General features: G+C 52.0%; 18 protein-coding genes. 5 read left to right on the top strand and 13 right to left on the bottom strand.

Annotated elements, in window-relative coordinates; translation table 11 throughout:
• Positions 1-63 precede the first annotated feature (63 nt).
• Positions 64-825 carry a pimeloyl-ACP methyl ester esterase BioH gene (gene bioH / locus Q8O77_RS05410; protein ID WP_305551827.1) on the bottom strand — a complete coding sequence of 254 codons (762 nt, stop codon included), beginning with the start codon at positions 823-825 and terminating at the stop codon, positions 64-66.
• A gap of 46 nt (positions 826-871) precedes the next feature.
• On the opposite strand from bioH, the gene Q8O77_RS05405 reads away from it, so the two are divergent.
• The gene (locus tag Q8O77_RS05405) at positions 872-1,585 is read left to right on the top strand and encodes a ComF family protein (RefSeq protein ID WP_305551826.1); all 714 of its coding nucleotides are present in this window, start codon (positions 872-874) and stop codon (positions 1,583-1,585) included.
• Here Q8O77_RS05405 and Q8O77_RS05400 read toward each other — a convergent pair.
• On the bottom strand, positions 1,582-4,119 hold the full coding sequence (locus Q8O77_RS05400; RefSeq protein ID WP_305551825.1) for a M14 family zinc carboxypeptidase: 2,538 nt from the start codon (positions 4,117-4,119) through the stop codon (positions 1,582-1,584). The two genes, Q8O77_RS05405 and Q8O77_RS05400, sit on opposite strands and share 4 nt — an antisense overlap.
• Before the next feature lie 124 nt (positions 4,120-4,243).
• On the opposite strand from Q8O77_RS05400, the gene nfuA reads away from it, so the two are divergent.
• Both nfuA and Q8O77_RS05390 read left to right on the top strand, forming a co-directional pair.
• The gene (gene nfuA, locus Q8O77_RS05395) at positions 4,244-4,822 is read left to right on the top strand and encodes a Fe-S biogenesis protein NfuA (RefSeq protein WP_305551824.1); all 579 of its coding nucleotides are present in this window, start codon (positions 4,244-4,246) and stop codon (positions 4,820-4,822) included.
• An 81-nt stretch (positions 4,823-4,903) separates the two neighbouring features.
• Positions 4,904-5,926, top strand: a complete 1,023-nt coding sequence (locus Q8O77_RS05390; protein ID WP_305551823.1) for a polysaccharide deacetylase family protein — start codon at positions 4,904-4,906, stop codon at positions 5,924-5,926.
• Here the strand turns inward: Q8O77_RS05390 and Q8O77_RS05385 are convergent.
• Genes Q8O77_RS05385 through Q8O77_RS05365 form a run of 5 tightly spaced genes read right to left on the bottom strand, consistent with a single transcriptional unit; the run spans position 5,913 to position 9,710 of the window.
• Positions 5,913-6,554 carry an SCO family protein gene (locus Q8O77_RS05385; RefSeq protein ID WP_305551822.1) on the bottom strand — a complete coding sequence of 214 codons (642 nt, stop codon included), beginning with the start codon at positions 6,552-6,554 and terminating at the stop codon, positions 5,913-5,915. The two genes, Q8O77_RS05390 and Q8O77_RS05385, sit on opposite strands and share 14 nt — an antisense overlap.
• A complete protein-coding gene (cyoE, locus tag Q8O77_RS05380) occupies positions 6,544-7,455 on the bottom strand; it encodes a heme o synthase (RefSeq protein WP_305551821.1) in 912 nt (303 codons plus the stop codon). Before cyoE ends, Q8O77_RS05385 begins: the two co-directional genes overlap by 11 nt.
• Positions 7,452-8,477, bottom strand: a complete 1,026-nt coding sequence (locus Q8O77_RS05375; RefSeq protein WP_305551820.1) for a heme A synthase — start codon at positions 8,475-8,477, stop codon at positions 7,452-7,454. The genes cyoE and Q8O77_RS05375 overlap by 4 nt, the downstream gene beginning before the upstream one ends.
• Entirely contained in the window at positions 8,474-8,986 is a 513-nt protein-coding gene (locus Q8O77_RS05370; protein WP_305551819.1) for a hypothetical protein, read from the bottom strand. Before Q8O77_RS05370 ends, Q8O77_RS05375 begins: the two co-directional genes overlap by 4 nt.
• Positions 8,979-9,710 (bottom strand): SURF1 family protein, encoded by a 732-nt coding sequence (locus Q8O77_RS05365; protein WP_305551818.1) that lies wholly within the window; start codon positions 9,708-9,710, stop codon positions 8,979-8,981. Before Q8O77_RS05365 ends, Q8O77_RS05370 begins: the two co-directional genes overlap by 8 nt.
• A 26-nt stretch (positions 9,711-9,736) precedes the next feature.
• On the opposite strand from Q8O77_RS05365, the gene Q8O77_RS05360 reads away from it, so the two are divergent.
• Positions 9,737-9,946, top strand: coding sequence for a DUF2909 domain-containing protein (locus tag Q8O77_RS05360; RefSeq protein ID WP_305551817.1), 210 nt, complete (start codon positions 9,737-9,739; stop codon positions 9,944-9,946).
• 3 nt (positions 9,947-9,949) lie between these two features.
• Here Q8O77_RS05360 and Q8O77_RS05355 read toward each other — a convergent pair whose 3' ends face one another.
• The 5 genes from Q8O77_RS05355 to lexA all read right to left on the bottom strand — a co-directional run bounded on the left by Q8O77_RS05355 (position 9,950) and on the right by lexA (position 15,059).
• Positions 9,950-10,828, bottom strand: a complete 879-nt coding sequence (locus Q8O77_RS05355; protein WP_305551816.1) for a cytochrome c oxidase subunit 3 — start codon at positions 10,826-10,828, stop codon at positions 9,950-9,952.
• 1 nt (position 10,829) lies between these two features.
• Positions 10,830-11,390, bottom strand: coding sequence for a cytochrome c oxidase assembly protein (locus tag Q8O77_RS05350; RefSeq protein ID WP_305551815.1), 561 nt, complete (start codon positions 11,388-11,390; stop codon positions 10,830-10,832).
• 9 nt (positions 11,391-11,399) lie between these two features.
• On the bottom strand, positions 11,400-12,989 hold the full coding sequence (gene ctaD / locus Q8O77_RS05345; RefSeq protein WP_305551814.1) for a cytochrome c oxidase subunit I: 1,590 nt from the start codon (positions 12,987-12,989) through the stop codon (positions 11,400-11,402).
• A gap of 3 nt (positions 12,990-12,992) precedes the next feature.
• Positions 12,993-14,063, bottom strand: a complete 1,071-nt coding sequence (coxB, locus tag Q8O77_RS05340; RefSeq protein WP_305551813.1) for a cytochrome c oxidase subunit II — start codon at positions 14,061-14,063, stop codon at positions 12,993-12,995.
• A 378-nt stretch (positions 14,064-14,441) separates the two neighbouring features.
• Complete coding sequence (gene lexA, locus Q8O77_RS05335) at positions 14,442-15,059, bottom strand: transcriptional repressor LexA (protein ID WP_305551812.1); 618 nt, start codon at positions 15,057-15,059, stop codon at positions 14,442-14,444.
• A 98-nt stretch (positions 15,060-15,157) separates the two neighbouring features.
• Between lexA and plsB the strand changes: the two genes are divergently transcribed.
• Entirely contained in the window at positions 15,158-17,638 is a 2,481-nt protein-coding gene (gene plsB, locus Q8O77_RS05330; RefSeq protein ID WP_305551811.1) for a glycerol-3-phosphate 1-O-acyltransferase PlsB, read from the top strand.
• Here plsB and tesB read toward each other — a convergent pair.
• On the bottom strand, positions 17,635-18,501 hold the full coding sequence (gene tesB / locus Q8O77_RS05325) for an acyl-CoA thioesterase II (RefSeq protein ID WP_305551810.1): 867 nt from the start codon (positions 18,499-18,501) through the stop codon (positions 17,635-17,637). The genes plsB and tesB overlap by 4 nt on opposite strands.
• Between the last annotated feature and the right edge of the window lie 21 nt (positions 18,502-18,522).

Below are 18,522 nucleotides of genomic sequence, written 5' to 3'. Positions count from 1 at the left end.
TAATTATTAACCAAAACGCCGCTAAAAGGAAGCGCCGCCTTAGGCTAAAAGGTTTTAACAGCCTTAGCTTTGCTTAACCGACAGACCTAACCACTGCTGCAGCCATTGCAAAAACTCTGCCGGATGCGAAATAAAGGGCGCATGTGACGCATGCGCCAGCACAATAAAGTCGGCATCTGGCTGCAATTGTTGCAGTTGAGCGACCGCAGCCACCGGCACCAGAGAATCCAGCCGGCCAAAAATACCGCTAACCGGCTGCGTTAAAGCAGCGAAATCTGCGCGTAAGTCGGATTGACTCAGCAACTGCAAAGCACCGGCCACGGCCGCCGGTTGCGCCATCGGATAAGCCATTATCGCCTGCTTCAGTACTTTGGTATCAGCACGGGCACTGCTGCTACCCATTGCCTGGATAGCTAAGAAGCGCTCAATCGTTTGTGGCAGATTTTCGCTCAAAGCCCGGGCAAACTGCTGCATTACCTGCTCTGCCATCCCGGGCCAGCCCGGCTGGGCGATAAAACAGGGTGAGGCAGCAACCAGGCCAAGCTGCTGCACTTTGTCGGGGTAATGCCTGGCTATCGCTATCGCCAACAGCCCGCCCAATGACCAACCGCAGACATAACTTTGCCGCGGTATTTGCGCGGCCAACGTTTCGGCCACCACATCCAGCTGATAAGGCTGCGGGTAGTTTTGCTGCCGGCCAAAGCCCGGTAGATCCGGCGTCAGCAGCTGCACCTTATCCGCTATTTGCTCTGCAATACTTTGCCATACGCCCTGGTTTACCCCCCAGCCATGCAGCAACACCAGCGTTGGTTTGTCGGAATTCATTTTCCCTGCCATAGTTACAAAAATGTAAATTAAAACGGACTTTGGTTTGCTTAGTGCTTTAATGCGTAAGCTGCAACAACTGTGGCACCTGCTGTTGCCTACGCCCTGCCTGTGGTGCAGTTTACCGGTGCAACAGTTTGACCGCCAGCTGTGCACTGCTTGCCAGCAAGCACTGCCGCAATTGCCACTGGCATTGTGTCATTACAACTTGCTGTGGCTACCGCAGGTCGCGCGCGGTTTAACAAAACCCCGGTTTGATGAGCTGCTCAGCGTCAGCTATTACCACCAGCCTTATCAGCATTGGCTGCAACGTTGGAAATTTGCCCGCGACTATAGCGCCGGAGATTTGCTGCAGCAACAATTTGCGGTCTTATTGCAGCAATACCGGCAACATCAAAATACATTGCCGCAGGCCATTGTGTATGTGCCGATGCACAGCCGTAAATTACGGCAACGCGGCTTTAATCAGGCAGAATTGTTAGCACGGGTAGCGGCGCGGCAACTGCAATTACCCATACTACCGCTGCTGCAACGCCGGCAATATCAAACTGCACAGGTTGGCTTAAGCCGTAAACAACGCCAGCGCAACCTCAGAGCCGCCTTTAGCCTGCCGAAAACCACAGTGTTACCGCAGCGCATTGCGCTGGTGGATGACGTTGTTACCACCGGCGCTACAGCTAACGAAATATGCCGTTTGTTGCGCCGTCACGGCGCCCGCCATATTAGCTTATGGACAGTCGCCGTAACCTTGTTTGATTAATCTGCCTTGGTGCTGAAACTGCTCCCCAGGTACAGCGCATTAACCAGCAAGCGGCTGGAGCCATAAAAATAGCCACGGAATACCGGGTTGTCGGTCATGCCGATAACCCGGCCGCGGCCGACATTGTGCGCCAGCAACAGCGCGCTTTGGCTAATGCGCGGTATATATTCAGCGGCAGTATAGCCCGCCAGTTGCGGAGCACGGCTGTATAGGGCCACATTCACAAAGGCAGTACCCGCCGGTTGCAGTAACAGGGTGCTGTTTTTAAACACCGGTAATTTGGAATTGGTAATACCGAATGTCAGCGGGTGGCTTAGATCCAGCTCTGCCTGATAAATGGCTCCGGCGATGCGTTGCTTGCCGGCCAGCAGTTCTTTATCAGCATAACGCAGGTTATCTGCGCTGATCAGGCTGCTCATTTCCTCCGGCTGCCACAATGTCGCTTTTAACAAACCGGCTTTTGCCAGCCAGGCTGCACCGCGTTTATGGCCCCACAGCACACCGCCTTGCTCCAGCCAGGCTTTTAGTTGGTTAATTTCTGTGTCCTGCCAGTCGGCGTAATTGCCGTCCGGCAACAAAATATGGCTGTAATGGCTCAGGTCTAACCGACGCAAGCGCTGCGGCTCTGCCATTGACGGTGAAATACCGGCCAGGCGCTCAAGGTTATACCAAACTTCGCCGGCTTCGGTTGAATTGATACCCGGCCCCGCCAGCAATAACACCCGCGGCAATGTCACCGGGGTAAATTTATGGCTGCCCAGATCACTGCCTTGCACTGTTAAGCCACTGCTAATGGCATAAAGCGGCAGGTTAAATTCTTGCTGTACCCGTTGCAGCCTGGCAAACCAATCGCTGTGCTGTTGCAGCGCCGCCGGGATCAGCATAGCGCCGGCAGCCAGGCTGACAGTGCCGGTATTGGTTTGCGCGGTAAAATCATCCAGCGCGGCGCGCACTTGTAATTGCTCTGCCAACAGTGCCTGCAACAATACCGGTGCTCGTTGATCACGCCAGTCGAAGGCATAGGCATAGGCGCCTTCGGGCAGCAGCTGGTTTGCTGTGGCGGGTAACCACTGCGTGGTCAGCTGGCCTTTGCCCGGCTCACGGCCAAGCGCAGTAAAAGCAATATTGTAAGCATAAGGCAGCGTCCAGGCCGACACATCGTAAAAGGTGTTATCCGGGAAGGTTTTCTCTGTGCTGAACATCGCTTTTATCAGCCGGTATTGTGGCTGTTGCAGCGGTATATAGTAGCTGCTGCCGGCAGCAAACTTATTGTCATCATCCTGCCAGTCGCGGTTCAGTTGCAATACTTCAACATGGTGGCGCTGCAACACGTCCAGCAACGCCGCCAAGCGGCTGCTGTCGGCCGTTTCTGTCAGCATATAGCCTTTGATCTTATCACCACGCGCCTGTTGCCGGGCGCTGCTGTAAAATTCCTGCTGATAACTGAGCAGCGCGTCCCGCTCAGCCACGGCGCCGCGGATAGTCGACAACGACGCCGTCAGCTGATTTTGAATGGTGTCGGCAAAGCTTAGCGGGCCGTTAATGCTGTCCTGCAAATGACCGCGGCTGCTGGCTTGTTCAAACAAAATACCGACACTGCCCTGGACATCCGGGTAGGTCGAGCCTTTACCAACGTAGAAATCGTCAAAGCTCTCTTCGGTATAATACAGTTGCTGTGCCTGATCAAAAGCAGCTGCATGATAACCGGCCAGTTTCGCGGTTAACTCGAAGTTACGCTGTGGTGTTAGCGGATAATTGCGGCTGGGAATGCCGGGCTGAAAAAAGTAACTGCTGTTGGTGCCCATTTCGTGGTAATCCGCCACCACATTGGGCAACCACTGCTGATACTGCGCGATACGGGCGCGGCTTTCCGGATGTTGCAGCAATAACCAGTCGCGGTTTAAATCAAACCAGTAGTGGTTTGGCCGGCCATTGGGCCAGGGCTCGTTGTGCTCGCGATGTTGCGGATCGGCTACCGGCGCGGCGCCTTTATGCATATTGACCCAATTGGCAAAGCGGTCATGACCGTCCGGATTCAGGCTGGGCTGCAGTAAAATAACCGCATTGTCCAGCCATTGCTGCACTTCGGCATTGTCGGCCGCGGCCAGATAATGCGCCAGCAACAGGGCTGCGTTGGCGCCGCTGGGTTCATTACCGTGCACGCTGTAGCCCAACCAGATAATTACCGGCGCATCTGCCTGACGAGGCTTGCCGGCGCGGGCTGCAGCCAAATGCTGGCTGCGGATGTGCTCCAGCCGTTGCAGATTCCGCTCTGACGAAATCACTAACTGCAACAGCGGCCGCTGCTCATGGCTGTAGCCGATCACTTCTAACTGCGCGCGGTTTGAGCTTTGCGCTAACTGCTCAAAATAACGCTGGATCTGATCATGCCGCGCATGCCATTGCCCTACCGTAAAACCCAACACCTGTTGCGGTGCCGGCAGGGTTGAATCTTTAACCTGCGGCACATATGTAATGTCTGCAGTGGCGAAACAACTCAGCAGCAACAGCGCCACCGAAAGACAATATTTCATAGTTTAATTCCTCTAAGCTGCCGCTAAGTTAGCCAGATCACGCGCAAAACTCAAGCGGGGCTGGCATCAACGAAACAGGAGGAGTATTATAGCTATTAACCTAGTAATTTAGTCAGGTACTCTTATGATTACGATTTCCGAACAGGCACAGCAGCATTTTGCCAAGCTGTTGTCGAAGCAACCGGCCGGCACGCACATTCGGGTGTTTGTGGTCAACCCGGGCACGGCACAAGCCGAATGCGGCGTATCTTACTGCCCACCGGATGCCGTGGAAGACACCGATCTAACGCTGAACTTTTCCGGCTTTGATGCTGTTGTTGATCAGGAAAGTCAGCCGTTCTTAGTGGATGCAGACATTGATTTTGTTACCGATCAAATGGGCTCTCAGCTGACTTTAAAAGCGCCCAACGCCAAAGTACGTAAGGTGAACGACGACGCCTCTTTAATAGAGCGCGTACAGTACGTTATCGACAGTGAAATTAACCCGCAGTTGGCTAACCATGGCGGCCGCGTGTCGGTAATGGAGCTGACACCGGATGGCGTGGCAGTACTGCAATTCGGCGGCGGTTGTAACGGCTGCTCGCAGGTTGATTTAACCTTAAAAGAAGGTATCGAAAAAGAGTTGCTTAACCGCTTCAGCGGTGAATTAAACGGCGTGCGCGATATTACCGAACATCAGCGCGGCGAACACTCTTACTACTAAGCTATACCTGACTAAAGCTGCGTTTAGTGCCCGCTTGTGTTATAAAACCGCGTTGTTTTATTAGCTTGCGGGTCACTGCTTATGAAAATCACCACCTTATTCAGTGTTGTCATGCTCAGCCTGTTGCTGCCGGCTCAGGCTGCGGTAATGCTGATTTATCATCATGTTGCCAGCGACACACCACGGGTTAGCAGTGTTACAGCAGACGAGCTGCGTGGCCATTTACAGTACTTTAAAGACCATAATTTTCAGGTCATTGGCCTGGATGTATTAATACGTCAGTTACAGCAGGGCGAAGCCATTGCCGATAATGCACTGGTGATCTCCTTTGATGACAGCTATGAAAATAACTTCAGCACTGCCCACCCCATTTTGCAGGAATTCGGCTACCCCTATACCATCTTTATCAGCCCCGGCAGTATAGATAAGCGCGATGGCCCCTTGTTGAGCTGGGCCCAGGTAAAACAAATGTCTGACGACGGCGTACTGGTAGCTAACCATGCGATGTGGCATGAGCATATGGCCAAACCGGATGCCGGTGAAAGCGCTCAGCAGTGGCGTGAGCGGATGAAACAGAGCATTTTGCAGGCTGAAGATGCGATAGAGCGCCACACCGGCCAACGCCATCAGTGGTTGGCGTACCCTTATGGTGAATACAGTCGCGAACTGGAACAGCTGGTCAGTGAATTAGGCTTTATCGGCATTGGCCAGCAATCCGGTGCCATTGGCAACCACACAGTATTAACGCGGATCCCGCGCTTTCCGGCAGCAGGCCAATATGCCAACTTAAAAGACTTAGCACAAAAGCTCAAAACACTGGCGTTTCATATTACCGATGATCATAAGGTTGACCCGGTGATTAGCACTGCTAACCCGCCAACCCTGACCTTATCAATGCAGGTGGCAGACTTTCACCCGGCACAGTTGCAGTGCTTTGCCGGCAGCGAGGTAATTAAGCCGCAGTGGCTGAATGACAGCACTTTTAGCGTGACAGCAACAAAGCCCGTGCCGAGAGGCCGCAGCCGCTATAACTGCACCGCGCCCTCGGTTAGCAAAAAAGGTTATTACTATTGGTATTCACAGCCGTGGCTTAACCAGCCTTAAGCTTTTGCAACACCAGCGGAAAATCAGCCAGTAGCTGTTCGGTATCAATCACCGGCAGCTCACCCGGTTGCATCGGCGGTTTAAACATCGCCACCAGTTGGCCTTGCGGATTTATCAGCACCACTGAAGCACTGTGATCAACCAGATAATCCTCTGCCGTGGTGCTGCTTAAGGCGTACATCAAGCCCAACTGACGCACAAAGGGAAACAGCTGTTCATGCCCGGCTGTCATACCCAGCACATTTTCCTGTTCAAAGTAGCTGACATAGTTATGCAGCTGCTCTGTGTTGTCGCGTTTCGGATCTACTGAAATAAACCAGACTTTTAACGGTTGATCTACCATCGCAGCCAGCTCCGGCTGCACCCCGGCCAGCTTAGCCAGCGTAAGCGGGCAGATATCCGGGCAATAGGTATAACCGACAAACGCCAGCGTCCACTGGCCGTACAGGCGTTCGCGATTTACTGCCTCGCCGAACTGATCGGTCAGGTTAAAATCAGCCAGCACCCTGGCCTGCGGATAAACCAGTGCCAATTTGGGTTCAGCATTGTATTGTGTGACACGGAACAACAGCACACCGGCAATCAGCGCGGCAGCGGCAAGCAGAATAATATTCAGGTTACGGAACATAAATCGGCGACACCTTAAAATAATGATCAACCAGCAATAACAGGAACAATAGCATTAAATGCACGATAGAAAACTTAAAGGTGGCCATCGCCGTGCCACTATCGGCATTAAATTTCAGCTTCCAGGCATACTGCATAAAGCGCAGATTTAACAGCGCACTGCCAACCAGATAAATGGCACCACTCATGCCCACCAGATACGGCATTAAACAAACAATAAACAGCAACACCGTGTACAGACAGATCACGCTTTTAGTGAACTCAATACCGTGCGTTACCGGCAGCATCGGCATATTTACTTTGGCATAGTCATCGCGGCGGTGAATCGCCAATGCCCAGAAATGCGGCGGCGTCCAGGCAAAAATAATCATCACCAGCAACAGCGCGTGGCCATGGATCTCGCCGGTAATGGCTGTCCAACCCAACAGCGGTGGCATAGCGCCGGCCAGACCACCAATAACAATATTCTGCGGCGTGGCACGCTTTAAAAACATGGTATATACCACGGCATAGCCAAATAAACTGGCCAGGGTTAACCAGGCCGTTAATGCATTTACCGACAGATACAGCAGCACAAAGCCGCATAACGCCAGGCTAAACGCGAAGCTGGTGGCCTGCGCCGTGCTGATACGGCCTTTTGCCACCGGCCGGCTGTAAGTGCGGGCCATTTGCGCATCAATACGCTGATCGACCACATGGTTCATCGCCGCCGCCGCCGCCGATAACAAGCCGATACCAAAGGTTGCTGCCACTAAGGTAAGTAAATCCGGCAAGCCGGGCACCGCCAGCATCATGCCGACCCAAGCTGTCAGCACCAGCAATGCCACCACCTTAGGTTTGGTTAGCTCAAGGTAATCCCGTGCGCGGCTGATGCCGGTTTGTGATCTGAGTATGGCGGTCATAGGCTCTCCTTGCTTGTCGTTTTACTGCTGTGGCGTAACTGCAGATAAATTACCACCAGCAACATTAACAAGTTTGCTGCAACAAAATTATGTGCCACCGCATTGGCCAACGGTAAATGCAGCACGACATTAAGCACACCCAAACTAAACTGTAGCAGCAATAACGCCGCCGCACCGAGTGTCAGGCGTTTTAATATTTTACTGCCGGCACGGCGCCACAGCTGTAGCAAAAAGCCGGCCAGCACCAGCAGGGTTACCACAGCACCGATACGATGAAACACGTGCACGGTTTGCCGCGCTTCGGCCGACATCACGCCGTATTCGTAGTCATCATGGCCCAGATGTAAGTCAAAAGCCTCACTGATATTCAACCGCTGCTGCCAACCGGCTTCACAAATGGGCAGCTCAATACAGGCCAGCGCAGCATAGTTGGCTGCGGTCCAGCCGCCCAGGGCTATTTGCCCCAGCAGCACTATAATAGCCAGCATAGCAAACGGCTTTAACGGTGCTAATTCAGGTTCATGTACGTAGTATTGCGGATGTAGCCGCAGCCAGTGCAGCGCCAATAAACTTAATAAGGTAAAACCGCCCAGCAAATGCCCCATTACCACCAGCGGCAACAGGTTTAATGTAACGGTCCACATACCAAGTGCAGCCTGAAATACCACCAGCGCCAGCAATACTGCCGGCACTGCTTTAGCGCTTTGCCGGCTAAACATGGCGATAAAAAATATAGCGGCAATTAACACGCCCAAACTGCCGGCAAAATAGCGATGGATCATTTCGTTCCAGGCTTTATGCGGCTCTAATGGCCGCTCCGGAAACGCTTCCAGCGCAGCGGCAACATGATGCTCCTGCTGCGGTACTTTTAAGAAGCCGTAACAGCCCGGCCAATCCGGGCAGCCCAAGCCGGCGTCGGTTAACCTGGTATAAGCGCCGAGTAAGATCACGCCCATAGTGAGAAAAATAGCGATAGTCGCCAGCCATTGTTGCGTTTTCATACGCTTGTCGGGTGTTTTCATACGCTGGTCCGATCATAGTTAAGCAGTTTAAGTAAATCCTGGCGGATGGCTCTGGCGGTGGCGGCCATATCCGCTTCTGCCGCCGGCATCGGGTAGCTGAGTAACACCAGGCCTTGTTGATCAATCAGCAGTATTTTGTCCTGCAAATTTTGGGGCGCCACAGCTATGGCCGGCTGCTGCGTATAAGCAGCAAATTCTGTTGCAACCGGCTGTGTACTGATAAATACCGGCTGTACCTGCACTTGTTTGCGGCCCAAGCCTACATAGAGTTGCTGCACAGTATGCAAAGCACCAAGACACAACTGTGCGCACTCAGCTGCCGGCATCACGCCAATACGCCAATGGGCTTTTTCAGCGGTGGCGGCCAGCAGAAACACCTCGTTTTGTTGCCACTCGCCGTTACTCGATACTCCACGGTTAAACCAGCCGAATTCCAGCACTAACTTAGCGGCCAGTAACGGCAAAACGCAGCACAGCACAAATAACCACAGAAATTTTTTCTTATTCATAATTTGCTTTTCCCTGATGACTGGCCGCCAGTGCGACACCCAAAACCGCAATGCCGAGTAAAAACCATTGCAACGCATAGCCACGGTGTTTCTCCGGCGACAATACCACCGGCTGATAATGCGTGATAAAAGCGCTGTCGTGCTGCTGATACAGTAACGCCGGATACAATTGCAGTGCGCTCTGCTCTGATAACTGTGCGTAATTGACCTGTTGAATACGCATTGGCCATTGGCCGCTGTCTTCGGCGTTTTGCCCCAGCAACATTAAACCATCTACTTTGGTACGCAGTAGCCCATCCAGGTTAAACTCTGCGGCTATTTCAACCTGCGGTAAGCTATCGCGCCGCTCAGGCGCGGCCAACCAACCTAAGTTGACCAGCAGCGGCTGTGCCAGCCCCGCAGCCTGTACCGGTACTATTACGTCATAACCTACTTTGCCGCGGACAATCTGATTGTCCAGTAACCAGATATAAGGTGCCAACCAGCGACCACGGCCTTGCAGCGGGGCCGCATCAATATCAGTTGCAGTTAATAAGGTTAATTGCGACGGCTGCAGCGCGCCGGCAGCTTGTAGTGAGGCCAGGCGTTGTAACTGTGCGGTTTTATCGGCGGCGCGATTCAGCTGCCACCAGGACAAGTTGATTAATATGGCAAAAGCAGTCAAAGTGAGCAGCAACCATACTCTGTTCAACGCAAAAATCTGGTTCGCCAGTTTAATGCGCATCAGTAAAACTCCGGAGCCTGTTGCAGATGTTGATTAAACTCATTGTCATCGCACTACTACTGTTTATTGTTATTAATCTGGTTCGTGCCGGGCTGGTGATGGTCAGACAACCGCAACCTGAGGTAAAAATGTCGCGTTATCTCGGCCGGCGCGTGCTGTTTTCTGCTGTAGTGTTAATCCTGATCTTTATCGCTCAGGCACTGGGGCTCATTGAACCGAACCCCAGGCCATACTAAGCGTTAAATCACATACACAAACACGTACAGGCACAGCCACACTACATCAACAAAGTGCCAGTACCAGGCTGCGGCCTGAAAGGCGAAGTGTTTTTCCGGCGTAAAATGCCCCTTTAGCACGCGGAAGAACACAAACAGCAAAATAATGGCGCCCAATGTTACGTGCATACCGTGAAAGCCGGTAAGCAGGAAAAAAGTATTACCATAAAAGCCTGACGCCAGGGTTAGCCCCAGGTCACGGTAAGCATGGATATACTCATATACCTGTAAACTCAGGAAAACTGCGCCCAGCAATAAAGTGATCAGTAACATCAGCTTTAACTGACCACGTTTTTGCTGTTCCAGCCCGGTGTGAGCAAAGTGCAGGGTAATAGAGGAAATCACCAGAATCGCCGTATTAATCAGCGGCAAACCGGTAGCCGGCATGGCTTGGGTTTCAATACCGCCCGGCGTTTTCAGTAACGGCCACATGGCTTCAAAGCCAGGCCAGAGGATCTCAAAGGTCATGGCGTTATTGCTGCCGCCACTGAGCCAGTTCAGCGCAATCACCCGGCCATAAAACAGTGCGCCGAAGAACGCCATAAAAAACATCACTTCCGACAGAATAAACCAGCTCATGCCCTGGCGGAAAGAGCGGTCCATCTGGGCGCTGTATAAGCCACTCATCGATTCATCAATAACGTTTTTAAACCAACCAAACAGCATAAAAATCAGCACCACAAAACCGGCTGCCAGCATGTAGCCGCCAAAACCGGGTTGTTGTTTCGTCACTTCGTTGACATAGTTGCCTGCGCCAAAGGCAATTAAAAATAACGCCACCGCACCCACAATAGGCCATGGGCTTTGGGCGGGAACATAATATTTTTCATAGGTTTTATTCATGTTATTCCCCGGGTTGGGATGGCTCTGCACTGTCGCCGGTCCATGCGCTGGTTACGTCATATAAGGTGTACGACAGCGTAATGGTACTAAACTGGCTTGGCAGCGCCGGATCCACATAAAACTGTAACGGCATCAGCATATCTTTGCCCCCGGCTAACTGCTGCTGGGTAAAGCAAAAACACTCTATTTTGTGAAAGTATAATGCAGCCTGACCAGGTGATACCGACGGCACAGCCTGACCCACTATCATGCGGCTGGTCGGGTTTTGTGCCAGATAATTCATAATATGAATTTCACCCGGATGTACCGTCATGCGGGTTACTTCTGGTTTAAACACCCACGGCATCTGTTTATTAGGCCGGGCGATAAACTCAATCACCACTTCACGGCTGGTATCTATCTGCGCAGCTTCTGCTGTTGCTGCAGTTACTGCGGTTTTACCATTTAAACCGGTCAGGTCGCAAAACACGTCATACAAGGGCACCAAAGCAAAACCAAAACCAAACATTGCCAGTGCAATGACGGCTAATTTAACGGTTAACGGTTGATGTTTCAGTGCCATTGCCTGCTCCTACTTAATCACGGGGGGGGTTTCAAAGGTATGGTAAGGCGCCGGTGAAGGCACTTCCCATTCCAGACCTTCGGCCCCTTCCCACACCTGCGCTGTAGCTTTTTCACCGCCACGGGCACATTTCACCAACAGCCAGACAAAGATCAGCTGCGAGGCGCCAAACAGAAAACCGCCAATACTGATAAAGGCATTAAAATCAGCAAACTGCAGTGCATAATCCGGAATACGACGCGGCATACCGGCCAGACCGACAAAGTGCATCGGGAAAAACAGCAGGTTGACAGAAATTAATGAGCACCAGAAATGCCATTGGCCCAACTTCTCGTCATACATATGGCCGGTCCACTTTGGCAACCAGTAGTAAGCGGCAGCAATAATGGAGAACACCGCCCCGGTCACCAGCACATAATGGAAATGCGCCACCACGAAGTAGGTGTCGTGATACTGAAAATCGGCCGGGGTAATCGCCAGCATCAGGCCGGAGAAACCACCAATGGTAAACAACACAATAAAGGCCAGCGCAAACATCATCGGCACTTCAAAGGTCATGGCACCGCGCCACATGGTCGCCACCCAGTTAAACACTTTTACCCCTGTCGGCACAGCTATCAGCATGGTGCAGTACATAAAGAACAAGGCCCCCGCTACCGGCATACCGGTGGTAAACATATGGTGCGCCCAGACCAGAAACGACAGCAAGGCGATACTGGAGGTGGCATACACCATAGAGGCATAGCCAAACAACGGTTTCCGGGCAAAGGTAGGCACTATACTGGAGACAATACCAAAGGCCGGTAAGATCATAATGTACACTTCAGGATGTCCGAAGAACCAAAAAATATGCTGAAACAGTACCGGGTCACCGCCGCCGGCAGCATCAAAGAAGCTGGTGCCGAAGTATTTGTCAGTCAGTACCATAGTTACGGCACCGGCTAACACCGGCATTACCATAATCAGCAAAAATGCTGTGATAAGCCAGGTCCAGACAAACAGCGGCATTTTCATCCATGTCATACCAGGCGCGCGCAGGTTGAAGATGGTAACGATAACGTTGATCGCGCCCATAATCGACGAGATACCCATGATATGCACGGAAAACACAAATAATGCGGTGCTGTCGCCACTGTAGGTGGTGGATAGCGGTGCATAGAAGGTCCAGCCAAAACTGGGGCCGCCACCTGGCATAAACAGTGAAATCAGCAGAATCAGGAAAGCGAACGGCAGGATCCAGAAGCTCCAGTTGTTCATTCGCGGCAGCGCCATATCAGGCGCACCAATCATCATCGGGATCATCCAGTTTGCCAGCCCGGTAAAGGCCGGCATTACCGCACCGAACACCATGATCAGGCCGTGCACTGTGGTCATTTGGTTAAAAAAGTTCGGCTCAACAAACTGCATGCCCGGCTGAAACAGTTCAGCACGGATCACCATCGCCATAGCACCGCCGATAAAAAACATCACCAGCGCGAACACCAGGTACATGGTGCCGATATCTTTGTGGTTAGTGGTATAGAACCAGCGCTTTATGCCGCTGGGCTTGTGGTCATGATGCTCGTGATCATGTTCATGATCGGTAACTACTGCGCTCATCCGTTATTCCCCTTTACCTTGCAGCACAGCATGCACATCTGCCGCCTGCACCAGTTCACCGGTACTATTGCCCCAGGCATTACGCTCATAGGTAATTACCGCAGCAATTTCTTTTAAACTAAGCTGTTTAGCATAGGCCTGCATGGCGGTACCGGCTTTACCGTTTAGCACTATATCAATATGGCCGGGCATATCATTTAACGCCATGGCGCTACCCTTCAGCGCCGGGAAAATACCGGGCAAACCTTCACCATTCGGTTGATGACAAGCGGCGCAGTACGCGGTATAGGTGCGCTCACCGACGCTCATCAGCTCTTCCAGGCTCATATTCATTGCCAACAGCTCCTGCTCTTCTGCTTTAGCTTTGGCAATACGCTCAGCTTCACCGTTTACCCAGCTTTCAAAATCGGCAGGCGTTTTAGCAATTACCACTACCGGCATATAGCCATGATCCTTACCGCACAGCTCTGCGCATTGGCCACGGTAAGTACCCGGCTCGTCAACACGGGTCCAGGCTTCGTTAATAAAGCCCGGGTTAGCATCTTTTTTCACCGCAAAAGCCGGCACCCACCAGGAGTGGATAACATCGTCAGAGGTCATCAGAAAGCGTACTTTTTTGCCGGTGGGGATCACCAAAGGCCGGTCTACTTCAAGCAGATAGTTTTCACCTTTGGCAAACTTGTTAATGATCTGCTCTTTCGGTGTCGCCAGCAGCGAGTAAAACTCCACATCGTGCTCGAGGTATTTGTAATGCCACTTCCATTGCGAACCGGTAACCAATACAGTGACGTCGGCCTCTGTGGTGTCTTCCATCGCAATCAGGGTTTTGGTGGCCGGAATGGCCATAATAATCAGAATGATTACCGGTATAGCAGTCCAGAGTATTTCTACTTTGGTACTTTCATGGAATTGGGCTGGCTGCACCCCACGCGCTTTTCGATGGCGAACGATGGACCAAAACATGATCCCGAACACCACTGCACCAATAGCACAACAAATCCAGAATATCGTCATATGCAGGTCGTATACCTGCTGACTGATCTCCGTTACCCCTTTGGTCATATTCAGGGGCATATCCGTTGCATTAGCTGTTGCAGCTAAAAGCAGGGTTGGCAGCGACCAACGAAGACTACGCGTTTTCGTCACTGGACTTCTCCTCTGTCATTTTGCAAAGCAAACTGCAGAAACCAAGTACACAGTACTACACGGTTCTTACACACCCACACCGAACCTATGTCTGAAGTTTCATCAGTTTATTATTGTTATTATTACCTGTGGTTTCGGGGCTAGCGCTGAAACCAAAACTGACCCTGTTGTTATTTTTTAATCAGTTTCAGCCTAAGAATCATCCAAATTGTGGTCAGTGTAAACCCCTAAATAGCAAAAGCGCCGGCAAACCTTAGTGGTCATACCAGCGCTTATTAACAATTAACCTATTGAGGTTAGTACAAATTATAACCAACTTCCGTTGCGAATCACGCCCACAGCTAAGCCTTCAATGGCAAAATGTTGCGCCCGCAGGTCAACTTTGATCACATCAAAATCTTTATTTTCCGGTTGCAATAACACTGTATTACCGTCGCGCTGGAAGCGTTTCACCGTAACATCTTCGTCTACCCGCGCTACCACCACCTGGCCCGGTTGCGCCTGGCTGGTTTTATGTACTGCCAGTAAATCACCATCCAGGATGCCGATGTCCTGCATACTCATACCCTGCACCCGCAGCAAAAAGTCGGCATGCGGCTTAAACAGATTGGCATCTACCTGATAATGATCCTGCACATGCTCTGCCGCCAGTATCGGTTGGCCGGCAGCCACTTTGCCTATCAGCGGTAAACCCAGTTGCTCGGGCACATCGTTGTCCATCAGACGAATACCGCGTGAGGTGCCTGGCATCATTTCAATGACGCCTTTTTTCGCCAGCGCTTTTAAATGCTCTTCCGCCGCATTGGCCGATTTAAACCCCAGTTGCTGCGCAATTTCAGCGCGGGTGGGTGGCATGCCGGTGTCCAGCTGATAGTCTTTAATCAGTTGTAAAATTTCTGCCTGTCGTGGCGTTAGTGGTCTCATAGTGCTGTTTACCTGTACAGTGAATACTGTGAGTATATACAGGCGTATTACAATTGCAAGTTTCTGTGTAGTCAGGCAATTTTCCATGGGGTTTTGCCGTGTTATGCTTAGCACCTTTTTTAGTGGGGGTAGAGGCGATGTTGCGGCCGGTTAAATTGTTTGCAGCTTTATTAAAATGGCCATTATGGCCGTTACTGAAGTATAAAGTAGTGCCGGAACAACCGGTTGAAGAACTGGCGCTGGATAAAAGCCGCCCGTTATTTTATGTCTGCAGCACAGAGTCTGCCGCCGATTTGGCCACAATACGCCGTGTCTGCGCGGCGTTGGACTTACCGGATCCGGCAGCCGACGTCAGCCTGAACGGCACTGAGCACCCGCGTACGTTATTTTTGGAAAAGCCGCACACCTTATTATTTAAGCGTGGCAAGACTACAGCGCTGGCACAAGGCCAGGCGTTGTTGCAGGCGCACCTGCAAGATCCGGCGTTAAATGCTCAACTGGTACCTGTAGCGCTGTTATGGGGCCGCGCACCGGGTAAAGAGAACAGTATTAAGTGGTTGCTGGGTGAAGCACATGCACCAAACTGGCTGGCAAAACTGTTAATTGTGCTGATTTCCGGCCGTCACAGCTTAGTGCGTTTTAGCCGGGCGGTGTCGCTGCAGCAAATGGCGGCCCAGTTTGGCGCCGAAGCGGCCACTGCCCACAAGCTGCTGCGCATGTCACGCTTTCACTTTTATCGCCAGCGCCTGGCGGCTACCGGGCCTAAGCTGGTCAATCGCGCGCAGTTATTTAATTCACTGCTGGCCGCGCCGGCGCTGAAAAAAGCCATTGACGATGAAGCTAAAAGTAAGCGCATTTCTGTAAAGGCGGCACGGCTGGAAGCGCGTAAACTACTGCTGGAGATAGCGGCCGATTACCGCGCTTCGACCCTGCGTGTCGGCGACAGGGTATTGCGCTGGTTGTGGCATAAACTCTATACCGGCATCAAGGTGAACAATGCCGATATGCTGCGTGACTTGGCGCAAAAAGGCCATGAAATCGTTTATGTGCCTTGCCATCGCAGCCATATGGATTATCTGTTGCTAAGCTATGTTATTTACCAGCAAGGCTTGGCACCACCACATATCGCTGCCGGTATAAATCTGAACTTCTGGCCGGCAGGACCTATTTTCCGCCGTGGCGGCGCCTTTTTTATCCGCCGCAGTTTCAGTGGCAATAAGCTGTATTCTGCCGTGTTTCGTGAGTACCTGTGCCAACTGTTCAGTAAAGGCTATTCGATAAAATATTACAGCGAGGGCGGCCGCAGCCGCACCGGCCGTTTGCTGCAGCCAAAAACCGGCATGCTGGCGATGACGCTGCAATCTATGTTGCGCGGTATAGAGCGCCCGGTGACCCTGGTGCCGGTATACCTTGGCTACGAGCATGTAATGGAAGTGAACACTTACCTGCGTGAACTCAAAGGCTCAGGTAAGCAAAAAGAATCAGTGTGGGGCGTGTTAAAAGCGATCCGTAACCTGCGGGATTATGGCTATGGTTATGTCAATTTCGGCGAGCCGGTTACGCTGAATAATTACTTAAGCCAGCAAGTGCCGGACTGGAAGCAAGACATTCATCCGCTGGAAGTGCAAAAACCGCAATGGCTTAACCCGGTGGTGGCGCAGCTGGCTGAACAGATGATGCAGCGAATAAACCAAGCGGCAGCATTAAACAGCATAAACCTGATTGCGCTGTGTTTGCTGGCAACAGACAAACATACGCTAACCCGCGCCGAGCTGACAGAGCAAATCAGCTTTTATCTCGACTTGCAGCGCACAGTGCCATACCACCACCAGGTAACACTGCCGGAAGACAACGCTGAGCAGCTGATAGACCATGCGCTGAGCCTGCAAAAAGTACAACAACATAACGACAGTTTCGGCAGTTTGATTAGCTTGAGTGATGATAACGCCATTTTACTCAGTTACTACCGCAATAATATTCTGCATGTGTTTATGCTGCCGGCTATTGTCGCCAGTGCGATCTTGCATCAGCGTAACCTGAGCCTGGCGCAATTGACCACCATAGTGCAGCAGCTGTATCCGATACTGCAACACGAGCTGTTTCTGCAGCTTAGTTCAGTGGACACTTACTGCGCGGCGATATTACAGCAGCTGACTGCCGGCGGCCTGGCCGAACAGCACGGCGACAGTTACCGCGCACCGGCACAACACAGTAAAGGTTACTTTATGCTGAGCTTGCTGGCACACAATGCCGAGCACACACTGCAACGTTATGCCATGGTGCTGCAACTTATTACCAGCCAGGGCCCGCAAAGCCGCGGCGAGTTGGAAAAACACAGCCATGAGCTGGCCCAGCGCCTGTTGCAGCTGCACGGTATTACGGCGCCGGAATATTACGACAAACAGCTGTTTGCGACTTTGGTAAATGCGCTGAAAGACAACGGCTACACCCACACCGATCAGCAAAGCCGCGTCAGCGCCACGGCGCAGTTACAGCAGTTGAATGATACGGTCAGCCAACTGCTGCGCAATGAAGTAGTGCAAAGTATTCACAGCATTTTACCTACAGCCGCTGCTTAGCGGCTGGTGGGGTAAGAGCGGATCACGCCTTCCTGAATAGTCGAGGCTACCAGCCTGCCGTCGCGGGTGTAAAACTGGCCCCGCACCAGGCCACGGCCGCCGGAAGCGCTGGGGCTGTCTACCGCATACAGCAGCCAGTCGTCAAAGCGAAAGTCCTGGTGAAACCACATGGCATGGTCAATGGTTGCTACCTGCATATTCGGCGCCATAAACGACTTGCCGTGCGGCTGCAACGCCGTAGGCAGGAAGTTAAAATCGGAGGCATAGGCCAGCAAATACTTGTGTACCCGAAGGTCGTCCGGCATAGCACCGTTAGCTTTAAACCAAACATAGCGTTTCGCTGCGCTTACCTGGGCCTTAAACGGGTTTTGAAAATCCACCGGGCGCATTTCAATCGGCTTTTCGCAAATAAACTTACTGCGCAGGCTCTCGGGGATCAGCTCAGCATGCTGCTGATAAAATTCCAGATCTGACACTAACTGCTCAGGGCCCGGTACCTGTGGCATCACATCCTGATGCTCAAAGCCGGTTTCTTCAGCCTGAAACGACGCCGTTAAATAAAAAATCGGTTTACCAAACTGAATGGCGCTAACGCGGCGGGTACTGAAGCTTTTACCGTCACGGATATTCTCTACTTCATACACTATAGGTTTGGCGGCATCGCCAGGGCGCAAAAAGTACGAGTGAAACGAGTGCACTTTGCGATCTTCGGCAATAGTTTCTTTGGCCGCCGACAGCGCCTGGCCCATCACCTGGCCACCAAATACCGCCTTAAAGCCTAAATCCTGGCTCTGGCCGCGGTATAACCCCTGCTCTATGGTTTCCAGCTTTAATAACGCCAGTAAATTCTGTAGTACCTGCATTGCCGCGCCCTCTGTTTCGTT

It is taken from the genome of Rheinheimera sp. (assembly GCF_030690345.1).
Lineage (GTDB): Bacteria > Pseudomonadota > Gammaproteobacteria > Enterobacterales > Alteromonadaceae > Alishewanella.
Note: the sequence above shows the minus strand (reverse complement) of the source record. Positions and strands in the feature narration are given on the sequence as shown.